Annotated in this window: 11 protein-coding genes; 9 read left to right on the forward strand and 2 right to left on the reverse strand. The window is 55.2% G+C overall.

Annotation, left to right across the window (positions count from 1 at the left end):
• Positions 1–109 precede the first annotated feature (109 nt).
• Complete coding sequence (locus WJU22_RS05590; protein ID WP_341842275.1) at positions 110–1,555, forward strand: capsule assembly Wzi family protein; 1,446 nt, start codon at positions 110–112, stop codon at positions 1,553–1,555.
• On the opposite strand, the gene WJU22_RS05595 is transcribed toward WJU22_RS05590, so the two are convergent.
• Both WJU22_RS05595 and WJU22_RS05600 read right to left on the reverse strand, forming a co-directional pair.
• A complete protein-coding gene (locus tag WJU22_RS05595; RefSeq protein WP_341842276.1) occupies positions 1,552–1,926 on the reverse strand; it encodes a response regulator in 375 nt (124 codons plus the stop codon). The two genes, WJU22_RS05590 and WJU22_RS05595, sit on opposite strands and share 4 nt — an antisense overlap.
• Positions 1,927–1,960: 34 nt before the next feature.
• Positions 1,961–3,037: a HAMP domain-containing sensor histidine kinase gene (locus tag WJU22_RS05600; RefSeq protein ID WP_341842277.1), complete on the reverse strand. Its 1,077-nt coding sequence runs from the start codon at positions 3,035–3,037 to the stop codon at positions 1,961–1,963.
• Positions 3,038–3,413: 376 nt separating this feature from the next.
• Between WJU22_RS05600 and WJU22_RS05605 the strand changes: the two genes are divergently transcribed.
• The 8 genes from WJU22_RS05605 to gmd all read left to right on the forward strand — a co-directional run bounded on the left by WJU22_RS05605 (position 3,414) and on the right by gmd (position 12,554).
• Positions 3,414–4,046, forward strand: coding sequence for a response regulator transcription factor (locus WJU22_RS05605; RefSeq protein ID WP_126245941.1), 633 nt, complete (start codon positions 3,414–3,416; stop codon positions 4,044–4,046).
• 156 nt (positions 4,047–4,202) lie between these two features.
• Positions 4,203–5,006 (forward strand): polysaccharide biosynthesis/export family protein, encoded by an 804-nt coding sequence (locus tag WJU22_RS05610; RefSeq protein ID WP_341842278.1) that lies wholly within the window; start codon positions 4,203–4,205, stop codon positions 5,004–5,006.
• An 81-nt stretch (positions 5,007–5,087) separates the two neighbouring features.
• Positions 5,088–7,439, forward strand: a complete 2,352-nt coding sequence (locus tag WJU22_RS05615) for a GumC family protein (protein WP_341842279.1) — start codon at positions 5,088–5,090, stop codon at positions 7,437–7,439.
• A gap of 200 nt (positions 7,440–7,639) precedes the next feature.
• Entirely contained in the window at positions 7,640–8,113 is a 474-nt protein-coding gene (locus WJU22_RS05620) for a transcription termination/antitermination NusG family protein (protein WP_341843756.1), read from the forward strand.
• Complete coding sequence (locus tag WJU22_RS05625) at positions 8,106–9,146, forward strand: mannose-1-phosphate guanylyltransferase (RefSeq protein WP_341842280.1); 1,041 nt, start codon at positions 8,106–8,108, stop codon at positions 9,144–9,146. The genes WJU22_RS05620 and WJU22_RS05625 overlap by 8 nt, the downstream gene beginning before the upstream one ends.
• Before the next feature lie 13 nt (positions 9,147–9,159).
• Entirely contained in the window at positions 9,160–10,113 is a 954-nt protein-coding gene (fcl, locus tag WJU22_RS05630; protein WP_341842281.1) for a GDP-L-fucose synthase, read from the forward strand.
• Positions 10,114–10,125: 12 nt separating this feature from the next.
• Positions 10,126–11,460 (forward strand): UDP-glucose/GDP-mannose dehydrogenase family protein, encoded by a 1,335-nt coding sequence (locus WJU22_RS05635; protein ID WP_341842282.1) that lies wholly within the window; start codon positions 10,126–10,128, stop codon positions 11,458–11,460.
• The gene (gene gmd, locus WJU22_RS05640; RefSeq protein ID WP_341842283.1) at positions 11,457–12,554 is read left to right on the forward strand and encodes a GDP-mannose 4,6-dehydratase; all 1,098 of its coding nucleotides are present in this window, start codon (positions 11,457–11,459) and stop codon (positions 12,552–12,554) included. The genes WJU22_RS05635 and gmd overlap by 4 nt, the downstream gene beginning before the upstream one ends.
• Positions 12,555–13,389 lie beyond the last annotated feature (835 nt).

The raw sequence follows: 13,389 nt of genomic DNA on the forward strand, positions 1-13,389 counted from the left end.
CCTCCCATAAGTACCCTTTTACCGCTGTTGACGTATGATTATACTGGTTTAAGTAACCCATTTCAACCCGGATCCATGCTAATTTGCCGGGTAAGTCATACGATATATTATGAAAACGGCAGGCATCGCAATTACCATATCTTTACTGCTGCCCTTTTCCGCCATCCACGCGCAGTTTGCCGACTCGCTCGAAGTGCGGACGGGCACACGCGCCACCATCGCCACGAAGGACTATCAGCCCCTCTGGCTCACGGCCAACAAGTTCGGGACCATCTCCGATCGCAAATCCGATCTTTCCACCTACATCCGCGCCACCAACGCGCATACTTTCGGCCCGGAACAAAACTGGCGCCTCCAATACGGATTCAGCCTGTATAACAATAACAACTTCCGACGGAACTTCTTCGAAGAAGCCTTCGTCAAATTCGCGTTCAAAAAGCTGGAATTACGGGTGGGCCGGTACGAAGAAATCATCGGCGAGGTAGATCCCGAGCTATCGTCTGGCTCCCTGGGCGTGAGCGGCAACGCGCTCCCCATTCCCAAAATAAGCATCGGATTGAAGGAATACGCCCCCGTCCCCTTCACCAACGGCTGGCTGCAGGTAAAAGGACAATTCAGTCACGGGTGGATGGGCCGCAACCAGTTCATCCCCTACGCCTTTCTCCACGAAAAGAATTTCTACCTGCGGATCGGCAAAAAGAAACTCAAAGCCTATGGCGGCATCCAGCATTACGCCGTCTGGGGAGGCAACCGGAAAGACCTTCCAAAGATCAAAAGCAGTTTCAAAGATTACATGGACGTAGTTTTGGTGAAGGAAGGAGATGACGGAACGGTGCTGACCGACCAGGTACGTCCCAACCGCCCGGGAGACCATCGCGGGGTACTGGAAGGCGGACTGGAATGGGAGAACGACAACTTCGCGCTGCGCGCCTACAATCAAACCCCGTTCGAAACGGGCCAGGGCGTCGATTTTAAAAATACCGATCACCTCATGGGCCTCAGTTTCCGCGATAAACGGGAAGGCGCCGTGCTGCTGCAGGCTACGTTGGAATGGATTTCCACCAAAAAAATGAACGACTGGCACCCGAAGCAGTACCGCGAAAGCTATTACAACAACGGCGTATACCTTACCGGCTGGGAATATGAGAACCGCATCATCGGTACGCCGCTCTTTACTAACCGCAGCCGCGGACAATATTACTTCGACAACATCCAGCCGTTCGATTACAGTGAGAAATGGAACGTGATCCGGAACAAAGGCTGGAACATCATCAATAACCGCGTCAGCGGCATCCACCTGGGGGCGCTGTACCGCGTCGGCAGCGTGTTGCAGGGAAAAACGATGTTGACGTATACGAAGAATTTCGGGACCTACGATCCCGGGCCCATCAAAGCGCCGCTCAGCCAATGGTACGCCCTGCAGCAGGTGCGCTACAGCGCGCCGGTGCCCGGCCTCACCCTCACGGGGGCCGTGGGGCTCGATGGCGGAGACATGAGCAAAACCGCAGGTTTCATGCTGGGCTTGGAATGGCTGTTCGCTCCCGGCCGCCGCTAGAGCTGCTTTTCAAAGATACCCTGGATAACGGCGTGTAAATTTTTAAACAGGAAAGGCTTGGTGACATAACCCGCAGCGCCCCGCTCCAGGGCCTGCTGGATGTCGTCGATCTCCGAACGCGCGGTGAGCATCACCACGGGAATGTCCTGCAATGCAGGGTCGTCACGGAAATTGTCGAGCAAATCGAGGCCGTTGAGCACGGGCATGTAAATGTCGCTGATCACCAGGTCGGGCCGCAGTTTGCGGGCGGCGCGGATCCCTTCTTCTCCGTTGGTTGCCGTAGCAACCGTGTACTGGTGCAATTCGAGCAGCGACTTCAGCGCGTCGGACAAGCTGGGCTTATCCTCAATGAGCAGGATGGTGTTGTTCATTACTGTTCAGCTTTGTACCGGGCACAAAATCGATTTAGATGGCGTCGGCGAACTCCTGGAACACCAGGGTAAAGGTGGTCCCTTCATTCACCCCGCTACTAACTGAAATCGTGCCGTGATTGGATTCCACAAAAGTTTTGACAATTGAAAGACCGAGCCCCGTGCCCTCGATCCCGTCCACATTGCTGCCGCGGAAAAACGAGGTGAACAGGTACGGAAGGTCGCTTTCCGGGATCCCGATACCGTGATCGCGGAAAGTGATGACCAGCTTTTTCTTCTTGTACTGCAGTTTTACAGATGGATTCTTTTGGGTGGAATATTTAAAGGCATTGCTGATGAGATTGGTGAAGACTTTGGCCAGCTGGTCCTTGTCAGCCAAAATGGGCCGTGGCTCGCCTTCTATGGAGATTAGCAGCGAGCGGTCGTCTTTCCGTTGCGAGAAGTATTGATAACGTAGTGTTTCTATGATCTGTTCCGGCGAAACCGGCTTGAAATCCGCCTCCCAGTTATTACCTGCGATCTTGCTGAGGGTCAGCACTTCGTCGAGCATGCCGTTCAGCTGGAAAATTTCATCCGCCATTTTCCGGAGTTGCAGGCGGTGGAAGGAAGACAGTTGTCCATCGAGCTGAAGGCGCGTCTCAAGGAGGTCCATCGCCGAAGAGATGGCCGTGAGAGGCGTTCTGAATTCGTGAGAAGTCATGGACATGAACTGAACTTTCATCTGCTGCAAGGATTTTTCCTGTTCGAGATGCTGCAATTTTTTTTGCAGTTCTTCCTCCTGTTCCACTTTCCGGCCGATGGCCAGCCAGTATTTTTTTCCTTCGATTTTTAACGGGCTGACGCGAAAATCGATCAGCGAGATTTCTCCGTTTTGTGAAACCGGCAGCATAAACGCCGACGGCAAAGGTTTCGGAAATGCATCCTGCCGCCCGCCGCCATAGGCGAGCTGAAGGGGAAGGCCCCTGAGCTGGGAGGCTTTGCCATTGGCTAATACTTCGATGGCCTTTCCGTTGGCATTGAGTACGACCTGCTTGTCTGTGCTGATGATCAATACAGGGTCTTCAATGCCGCGCAGCATATGGCTTACCCTGATGGATTGGTTAGGCTTCATGTCTTGAGTTCTGTCGATATGGTTCTTCGTCGATTCGGTTCTTCAATTTTCTTTTCCCGGAAATTACCGGTCGGGTTTCACACGAGAAAGATAGTCAATTTACATCGCATAATCCGCGCAAACTTTACACATTTCATGCTATGCGTTGCTGCAAAGCTTATATACGTTTTAGTTGCATATGATTATTGTTAATTTGTTACTTGAAATAATAGCACAACAATTCCCATTCCGTTTTGAATAGCTATCAATAAATTAATACATCCGCTGATAAATTTTTAAAAATTGGACTTATCTTTGATAGTATACTATCCTATTTAATTGTTCGAGGTGCGAACAGCATCTTTATTGCGAAAACCATATCAACGTTAACCGTAATATGATAACTATTGGTATCATTGAAGACAACCATTTTCAACTCAATAACTATAAAGAGTTCTTAGAAGATTTCCAGGAGTGTAAGGTTGTTTTCGCCTGCCGTTCGATGGAAGAGTTCAGGGCATTGCCTTACAAGGACCCTGACGTGAAAGCGATTTTGCTCGATATTTCCCTTCCGGGAGATTCGGGGATCGAGGGAATGGAAGAATTGAAACAGCATTACCCGGACGCGAAGATCATCGTGCTTTCCGGGCACGACGGCCAGCAGTACGTGATAGAGTCTATCATGCACGGCGCCAGCGGGTATATCATCAAGACCAGCCGGCTCATGGAAATCTATCATTCCATCCTCGACGCAGTTACGCAGGGCGGCACCCTTTCACCCAAAGCCGCTCATCTGCTCATCGCCCACATTTCCAAAGATCCGCTCGAAAGCATCCGCGACCGGCTCACCAAAAGGGAGTACGAATTGCTGGGCCTGCTTAAAGACGGGCACTCCTATAAAGAGATGGCGGAGCGGTTATACGTGACCGTTCACACGGTAAACCAACATCTTAAAAAAATATATTCCAAGCTGAACGTAGCTTCGAAATCGGAGCTGATTTCCAAAATCTGGTCGAATAATCTTTTTTGAAATATCTGTGCGGAAAGGCCGCTTACTTTTATGAGTAGTGCGCTTTCTGCTGATCCCCGGTTTTATACTCTATGTAGTAATATTTATGGCGCGCGGTATGCTCTAATATTGTAACTGTGCTTTAGCAGTGAACCCAGACCATATCAAATGTGCTATATGACCCGAAAGTTGAAGAACCGGAATGCTTTATTGAACACCTTGCTGGCAGCGGCTTGTGCGCTGTTTGCATCCTGCGCCAGCACCAAGAACGCAACGTATTTCAATAATGTGAACAGCGATACGGCGGTGCAGCGCATCGCCGGAAATTTTGAACCGGCGATACAGCAGAACGACATTCTGCAGATCACCGTCAGCAGCCTGAACCCGCAGGAAGCCATGCTTTACAATGTGCCCAACGCCTCCAACAGTGGCGCTACGGCCGCATCCGGCGCAGCGCCGGGAGCAGGGTTCCTGGTAGACGGCGCCGGCAATATCCATTACCCGGTGTTCGGCACCATTCACGCCGCAGGCATCACCACCACCGCATTGGCAGATACTATCCGCAACCGTTTCGTACAACGGCAGTTGCTGGTAGACCCCGTCGTGAGCGTGCGCTTCCTCAATTTCCGCGTAACCCTGCTCGGCGAAGTCGCCAAGCCCGCCGTGATCACCGTCACCAGCGAGAAGATCTCCATCATGGAAGCCCTCGGCATGGCGGGAGACATCACCGTCTACGGCAAACGCGAAAACGTTATGCTCATCCGCGACAAGGAAGGCAGTCGCACCGTAAAACGGCTCAACCTCAACGACGCCAACATCCTTTCATCGCCCTACTACTATTTGCAACCCAACGATATCGTTTACGTGGAACCGACGAAGTCGAAGATAGCCCAGGCCGACCGCTCCCGGCAGATACTGCCCGTGGTGCTCTCCAGCCTCAGCCTCCTCGTCATCATCCTCGACCGCCTCGTGATCAAGTAAACCATCCGTTCGTGAAAACCCATGCGGAATTACCGCAAAGCTGAAAGACCATAGTTGATAACCATATTGAATTGAAAAACCATGAAGCAGCAGACGAATGCCCATAAACGCGTGGAGCCGCAGCAAGAGTCTTCGGCAGACCTGCTGGCCATGCTCAGGTTCCGTTACCTGAGTTACTGGCCGCTGTTCGTGCTGGCCGCACTCATCGCGGCAGGAGGGGCATGGGCCTACCTGCGATACGCCACCCCGGTCTATAAAGTTTCCGCATCCCTCCTCGTGAAGGACGAAGCCAAAGACCTCAACGAATCGAACATCATGAGCTCGCTCGACCTGTTCGGCTCCAAAAAGAATATCGAGAACGAAATCCAGATACTCACTTCCCGCACCCTTATCCGCGACGTGATCCGGAAGCTCGACCTGTATGGGGAACTGTACGCGAAAGGCCGGCTGAAGAACGTTTCGGTATACGGGGAATCGTCGCCCGTGAACTTCCATTTCGTGGAGCCATGGGCTATTCAGGACGGTCCGTCGGAATTCGTGAGCGTGGGATACGACGATAAGAAGAAAATGGTATTGCTGAACAGCAAGCCCTATCCCATCAACGATACCGCCGGAACGCCCTGGGGCAGGATGGTGATCCGCATGCGCGACGTGGCAACGCCCATCGCCGAAGGCCAGTATTTCCTCAAACTTACCGGCGAGCGGGGCCTCACCCAGCAGATCCTCGGTAAAATGAAGATCACGCCGGTATCCAAAATGGCGACGGTCATCAACCTGGAATACCTCGACGTGCTGCCGTCCCGCGGCGAAGCCATCGTCAACGACCTCATCCGGGTATATAACGAAGCCGCCGTGAAGGACAAGAACCGGATGGCCGCCAGCACCATGTCTTTCGTGGAAGAGCGCCTCCGCATCGTAACGCGTGAGCTGAGTGAAGTGGAAAAGGAAGTGGCGCGCTTCAAAACGAACGAAGGCATCGTCGATATCAGCGAACAAAGCAAAATGTTCCTCGGCAGCGTGCAGGAAAACGACTCCAAGCTCAACGAAGCCAATATGCAGCTGTCCGTCCTCGAATCCATCGAAAAATATGTGTCGGGCAAAACGGAAGGCGTGAACATGGTGCCGGCCACCCTCGGCCTCAGCGACCCCGTGCTGCTGGAGCTCGTCAATAAATTATATGAAACGGAACTGGAAAAGGAAAAGCTGAAAAAGACCACCGGTGCGAACAGTCCCTCGCTGACGGCCCTCAACCGCCAGGCAGACATGCTCAAACCCGGTATCCTCGAAAACATCCACAGCCAGCGCGCCAACCTGGAAGCCGGCAAGGCGAAGCTCCTTTCCGCCAACGACCGTTTCTCCAGCATGCTGCGCAGCGTTCCCGGTAAGGAAAGGGCGTTGCTGGAAGTAAGCCGCCAGCAAGCCATTAAGAACAATATTTACACGTTCCTCCTCCAGAAACGTGAAGAAACGGCACTGGCCTATGCCGCCGCTATTTCCGACAGCCGGATCGTGGACGGGGCCGAAACTGCCGGAATACCGGTAAGTCCCCGCAAAATGATGGTCTATGCCATCGCAGTGCTGGGGGGCATTGCGGTGGTGGCCATCTGGATCACCCTGAAAGACATGCTGAAACGCGAGATCACTTCCCGCCTGGAAATAGAAAAAGAAACTTCGGCGCCCATCGTGGCCGAGCTGTTGCACGACGACAGCAAGGAACCGCTCGTGATCACCGACGGCCGCCGAAGCCTCGTGGCAGAGCAATTCCGCAACCTGCGGACGTCGCTCTCCTACATCGGCCTCAACGGCAATAACAAAACGCTGCTCGTAACGTCTTCTATTTCCGGAGAAGGTAAATCCTTCGTGTCGCTGAACCTGGCCTCCAGCCTGTCGCTCCTCCGCAAAAAGGTAGTGCTGATGGAATTCGACCTCCGCAAGCCCATGTTGAGCAACATGCTGGGCATCAGCCGCGAACCGGGCATCACTAATTACCTCGTGGGCAAAGCGCAGCTAGACGACCTGGTGCGCAAAATACCGGATAACGAGAATCTGTTCCTCATCCCTGCGGGCGTGATCCCGCCGAACCCGACGGAGCTGATCCTGAACGGCCGGCTGGAAGAACTGATCACTGAGCTGCGCGAACGGTTCGATTACATCATCATCGACTCCGCGCCCGTGGGCCTGGTGACCGACGCGCGGCTGCTCGCCCCACTGGCCGACGCCTGCCTGTACGTGATGCGCCACCAGGTAACGCCCCGCCAGTACCTGAAACAGATCGACGAACTGTACCGCACCGGTGAAATGGGGCGCCTCAGCCTGGTGTACAACGGCGTGAAACCGCGTGGTGTGGCTAACCACACGTACGGTTACGGCTATGGATATGTGGAAGATCAGAAGCATGGCGCCAGCAAGAAACTGAAGAATATGTTCAAATAGGAAACCATAGCGGCCCGGCCGCATACACGATAGCCTTTATTGGAAACCCGGCTCATCATGTGAATGAGGAGCGAAGCTTTGCTTCTTCCCGCCTTTATAAATTCCACACTATGAAAACCGATTGCGATTCGTTCACCGAAAAATGCTAGACTATGAAACAGGAATTGCATGCCTGGTATGCCGTGTATACCAAGGCAAAAATGGAAAAAAAGGTAGCTGATCTGTTGACCCGTAAGCGCCTTGAAACTTACTGCCCTATGAACGTTGTCGAGAAACAATGGAACGACCGGCGAAAGATGTCGGAAGAACCCTTGTTCCCGTCTTACGTGTTCGTCCGCATCCCCGAAAGCATGCAGGACATCGTCCGCGAAACCGAGGGGATCGTCAATTTCGTGTACTGGCTGGGAAAACCGGCGTTGATCCACGATGCCGACATCGAGATGATCCGCCGGTTCATGCGCGAGCATCAGTCGGCCGCGCTGGAAAAAATCCCCATGCGCAATGTGGAGGCGGAAACGTCCAAACCCTCCACCCTGCTGTACTTCCGCGGCAGAACGCCCGAATCGGGCAGGAACAAGGTAAGAGCGGTGCTCTCCAGCCTGGGGTACGCCCTGGTGGCGGCCGTGCCTGCTCATGATCTTAACGTACGCAAAGCCGATTACATCTATGCATAAATCAGACAATACGGGCATGCAGCATGTGATACTGTGTGGCGGCTCCGGAACGCGGCTCTGGCCGCTTTCGAACCGGCAGACCCCCAAGCAGCTGCTCCCCCTTTTCGACGACCGCAGCCTCCTGCAGCTGACCTACCTCCGCAACCGGCCCGCCTGCAAAGGCGTGCTGGCCATCGCCGGGGCGGCGCAGGCAGAGCTTATCGCCAATCAACTGCTCGACGAAGGCGCATCGCTCCGGTGCATCGCCGAGCCGGTGGGGCGCAATACCGCCGCAGCCATCGCCATCGCGGCGTTCGTTTCTGCACCCGGGGATGTTTTGCTCATCACCCCGTCTGACCACCTCATCGGCACGCCCGACCGGTACGAAGCGGCGCTGAACGAAGCGAAACGCCTGGCGGAGGAAGATCATATCGTCACATTCGGATTGAAGCCCACTTACCCGGAAACCGGTTTCGGGTATATACACCACAAGGGAAATGACGTGCTGCGTTTCGTGGAAAAGCCCGATGCCGCCACCGCCGTTTCCATGCTCGAAAGCGGGGATTTCCTCTGGAACAGCGGGATTTTCTGCGCCAGGGCTTCCGTCATGCTCGACGAACTGCAAAAGCATTCACCCGCCATTTACCACGCGGCATCGCGCGCGGCGGCGGAACTGGTGCGCACCGGCAGCATTTCCCGCGATGCCATGATCGACATTCCGTCCGACAGCATCGATTACGCCGTCATGGAAAAAAGCGACCGCGTGAAAGTGGTGCCCAGCGATATGGAATGGAGCGACGTAGGCAGCTACGAAGCCCTTGCCCAGGCGCTCACCGAGCAATTCCGCTATTCCAACGACCAGGCCGTTTTCATCGAAAGCGATCCGCAAAACAGTACCGTGATCGGGAAAAACAAGCTGGTGGCTTTGGTGGGCGTGGATAACATGGTGGTGGTAGACACCCCCGGGGCCCTGCTCATCATGCAAAAAGGAAAAGGACAAGTCATTAAACAATTGCACAACTGGGTGGCCGAAAACCGCCCGGAACTGCTGTAACCCGAAACCCTCCATGGAACTCAATTCTAAAATTTACATAGCCGGCCACCGTGGAATGGTGGGCGGCGCCATCAAAAGGAAACTCGAGAAAGACGGTTTCCGCAACATCATCACCCGTACTTCGGGCGAGCTGGATTTGCGCCGGCAAGACCAGGTGCAGGATTTTTTCGAGACCGAGAAACCCGATTACGTGTTCCTCGCCGCGGCCAAGGTAGGCGGCATCCACGCCAACAATACCTACCGCGCGGAATTTCTGTACGACAACCTGATGATCGCCGCCAACGTGATCCATTCGGCGTATGAAAACAGCGTATCGAAACTGATGTTCCTCGGCAGCTCGTGCATCTATCCGCGCCTGGCGCCCCAGCCCATCGCGGAAGACAGCCTGCTGACCGGTCCGCTGGAAGCCACCAACGAGCCTTACGCCATCGCCAAGATCACAGGGATCAAGCTGTGCGAGGCTTACCGCGATCAGTACGGTTGCAATTTCATCAGCGTGATGCCCACCAACCTCTACGGCATCGGCGATAATTACCATCCCGAGAATTCGCATGTGCTGCCGGCGCTCATCCGCAAGTTCCACGAAGCGAAACAGGCGGGCCGGCCCACGGTAACGGTTTGGGGAACGGGAACGCCGAAGCGCGAGTTCCTCTACGCCGACGACCTCGCCGAAGCCTGCGTGTTCCTCATGGAAAAATACGACGGCCGCGAACTGGTGAACATCGGCGCCGGCGAAGACCTCACCATCCGCGAACTGGCGGAAACCGTCCGCGATGTGGTTTGCTTCGAAGGCGATATCGTGTTCGACACTACCAAGCCAGACGGTACGCCCCGCAAATTGATGGACGTGTCGAAACTGCACGGCCTGGGATGGCGGCACAGCACAGACCTCCGGAGCGGCATCGCGCAGGCGTACGGCGATTTTCTCCGGAAACAGTTTCAGCATATGAATGCCATGCATCAATAAAAATAGCAAGACATGAAAGTAGTTGTAGTAGGAACGGGATATGTAGGATTGGTGACGGGCGCCTGCCTGGCCGAAGTGGGCACTGAAGTAGTGTGTGTGGACGTAGACGCGGCGAAGATCGGCCGGCTCGAACAGGGGATCCTGCCCATTTACGAACCCGGACTGGAAGAGATCGTTGTCCGCAACCATAGGAACGGCCGGCTGAAATTCAGCACCAGCCTCGAATTCAGTATTCCCGGCGCATCCGTGGCGTTTATTGCCGTGGGAACGCCTCCCGGGGAAGACGGCTCCGCAGACCTGCGCTACGTGCTCCAGGTCGCGAAAGAGATCGGCACCCACATGACCGGGCCCCTCGTGATCGTTACGAAGAGCACCGTGCCGGTGGGCACCGCCGTGAAAGTAAACCGCGCCGTGAAGGAAGCCCTGCAGGCCCGGGGAGCACAGCTGGATTACGATGTGGCATCCAACCCTGAATTCCTCAAGGAAGGCGCCGCCGTGGCCGATTTCATGAAGCCCGACCGCATCGTGGTGGGCGTCAACAACGAGCGCGCCGCCAAAGTGCTCGAATCGCTGTACGCGCCATTCCTGCTGAACGGCCACCCGATCCTGTTCATGGACGTGGCTTCCGCCGAAATGACCAAATACGCCGCCAACGCCATGCTGGCCACCAAGATTTCGTTCATGAACGACATCGCCGGGCTGTGCGAGCTGGTAGGCGCAGACGTGAATAAAGTCCGCAAAGGCATCGGCAGCGACCCGCGCATCGGTCACCGGTTTATTTATCCGGGCATCGGGTACGGAGGATCGTGCTTTCCGAAAGACGTGAAAGCCCTCATCCGGACAGGTCTCGAATACGACCGCAGGCTCCGCATCCTCGAAGCTGTGGAAGCCGTGAACGACGACCAGAAAAAAGTCATGTTCGACAAGATTTTCCGTCACTTCGACGGCCAGCTGAAAAACAAGACCATCGCCCTGTGGGGCCTTTCCTTCAAACCAAACACGGACGACATGCGCGAAGCCCCGTCGCTGGTGCTGGTGGATTCCCTCCTGGAAGCCGGCGCGAGCGTGCGGGTCTTCGACCCCGTGGCCATGGTGGAAGCCCGCAAAACCCTCGGCGACCACGTGATCTGGTGCTCCGACCTCTACCATGCCGCAGAAGGCGCTGATGCCGTGGCGCTGGTAACGGAATGGAACGAATTCCGCCTGCCCGACTGGCAACGGATTTCGGCGCGGGTGCTCTTCGACGGAAGAAATATTTACGACGACGTGCAGCTGCATAAAAACGGCATCACTTATTACGGCATCGGAACCATTCAACCCACCCTTCAAAAAATGATAACCATATGAAAGTCGCATTGATTACCGGCGTTAACGGCCAGGACGGCGCATACCTCGCCGAGCTTTTACTGGAAAAAGGATATATGGTGCACGGCATCAAGCGCCGCGCATCGCTGATCAATACAGAAAGGATCGATCACCTGTACCAGGACCCTCATGAAAAAAACGTTCGCTTCAAACTGCATTACGGCGATATGACGGATTCCACCAACCTGATCCGCATCATCCAGGAAACGCAGCCCGACGAAATTTATAACCTCGCGGCCATGAGCCACGTGCGCGTGAGCTTCGACACACCGGAATACACCGCCAATGCCGACGGCATCGGGACGCTCCGCATCCTGGAAGCCCTGCGCATCCTCAAACTGGAGCAGAAAACCCGCGTGTATCAGGCCTCCACTTCCGAACTGTACGGCCTCGTGCAGGAAGTGCCGCAACGCGAAACAACGCCTTTTTACCCACGTTCTCCATATGCCGTTGCAAAAATGTACGCCTACTGGATCACGGTCAATTACCGCGAAGCCTACGGGATGTTCGCCTGCAACGGCATTCTTTTCAACCACGAATCTCCCCTGCGCGGCGAAACCTTCGTTACCCGCAAGATCACCCGCGCCGCGGCTGCGATCGTGCTGGGGCTGCAGGACAAGCTCTTCCTCGGTAACCTCGACGCCAAGCGCGACTGGGGCCATGCCAAAGATTATGTGGAGGCGATGTGGCGCATCCTCCAGCAGGATACCCCGGAAGATTTCGTGATCGCCACCGGCATTACGACGACAGTCCGCGATTTCGTGCGCATGGCGTTCGACGAAGTGGGCATCGAACTGGCCTTCATCGGCACCGGCGTCAACGAAACGGCGGTGGTGACGGCTTGCCGCAACAAGGAATTCATTCTGCCGATCGGGAAGGAAGTAGTGGCGGTAGACCCGAAATATTTCCGGCCGACGGAAGTGGAGCTACTCATCGGCGACCCCACAAAGGCCAAGACCAAACTGGGCTGGGAGCCGCAATACGACCTGCCGGCCCTCGTGAAAGAAATGATGGCCGCCGACGTGGAGCTGTTCCGGAAGAAAGACGTAGCACATTTAGAACACCTGATCGGATAAAATAATACAGGCATGCAGGCAGCGAACAGGGTAGTGATGAACACGGGTTTGCTGTACGGGAAAATGCTGGTGACCATCTTCATCTCCCTGTACTCCACCCGGCTTGTGCTGAGCGCACTCGGCGCCCTCGATTACGGGATTTTCAATCTCATCGCGGGGGTGATCGCCATGTTGTCTTTTCTCAATATGGCCATGACGCTTTCCACCCAGCGGTATATGTCCTACAATTTGGGAGGCGGGGATATGGAAAAACTGAAGAAGGTGTTTAACGCCAGCATTCTCCTGCACCTGCTGCTGGGGCTCGGATTGGTGCTGTTGTTCGAAGTGGCGGGGTATTTCCTGTTCGGGCATGTGCTCAACATCCCGCCAGACCGTGTGCCGGCCGCCAGGATCATTTATCATTTCATGGTGGCCAGCGCGTTCGTCACCATTATTTCCGTGCCGTACGATGCCACCATCAACGCGCGGGAAAACATGTTGTTGGTGGCGCTTACGGGCATCGCGGAGGCATTGCTGAAACTGGCGGTGGCGCTCGCTTTGCAGCGCACATCTGCCGACCGGCTCATCCTTTTCTCCGGCCTGTCTGCGGCTTCGGCCATCGCGCTGCTGCTGTTCAAACGGGTGTACTGCTCGGTGAAATACCCGGAAAGCCGCATTAAGATCGGGCGGTATAAAGACAAAGCCCTGCTGAAGGAAATGTTTTCCTACGGCGGGTGGAACATGTTCGGTGCGGTGAGCGTGGTAACGCGGAACCAGGGCATCGCCATGATCCTGAACGTCTTTTTCGGGACGATCGTGAACGCGGCCTACGGGATCGCCAACCAGGTGAACGCCC

The sequence above is a fragment of the Chitinophaga caseinilytica genome, assembly GCF_038396765.1.
Classification (GTDB): domain Bacteria; phylum Bacteroidota; class Bacteroidia; order Chitinophagales; family Chitinophagaceae; genus Chitinophaga; species Chitinophaga caseinilytica.

Coding starts and splice junctions, on each gene's coding strand:
- WJU22_RS05625 (WP_341842280.1), top strand. CDS start 8,106: ATGCATAAATCAGACAATACGGGCATGCAGCATGTGATACTGTGTGGC.
- WJU22_RS05605 (WP_126245941.1), top strand. CDS start 3,414: ATGATAACTATTGGTATCATTGAAGACAACCATTTTCAACTCAATAAC.
- gmd (WP_341842283.1), top strand. CDS start 11,457: ATGAAAGTCGCATTGATTACCGGCGTTAACGGCCAGGACGGCGCATAC.
- WJU22_RS05635 (WP_341842282.1), top strand. CDS start 10,126: ATGAAAGTAGTTGTAGTAGGAACGGGATATGTAGGATTGGTGACGGGC.
- WJU22_RS05590 (WP_341842275.1), top strand. CDS start 110: ATGAAAACGGCAGGCATCGCAATTACCATATCTTTACTGCTGCCCTTT.
- WJU22_RS05610 (WP_341842278.1), top strand. CDS start 4,203: ATGACCCGAAAGTTGAAGAACCGGAATGCTTTATTGAACACCTTGCTG.
- fcl (WP_341842281.1), top strand. CDS start 9,160: ATGGAACTCAATTCTAAAATTTACATAGCCGGCCACCGTGGAATGGTG.
- WJU22_RS05600 (WP_341842277.1), bottom strand. CDS start 3,037: ATGAAGCCTAACCAATCCATCAGGGTAAGCCATATGCTGCGCGGCATT.
- WJU22_RS05620 (WP_341843756.1), top strand. CDS start 7,640: ATGGAAAAAAAGGTAGCTGATCTGTTGACCCGTAAGCGCCTTGAAACT.
- WJU22_RS05595 (WP_341842276.1), bottom strand. CDS start 1,926: ATGAACAACACCATCCTGCTCATTGAGGATAAGCCCAGCTTGTCCGAC.
- WJU22_RS05615 (WP_341842279.1), top strand. CDS start 5,088: ATGAAGCAGCAGACGAATGCCCATAAACGCGTGGAGCCGCAGCAAGAG.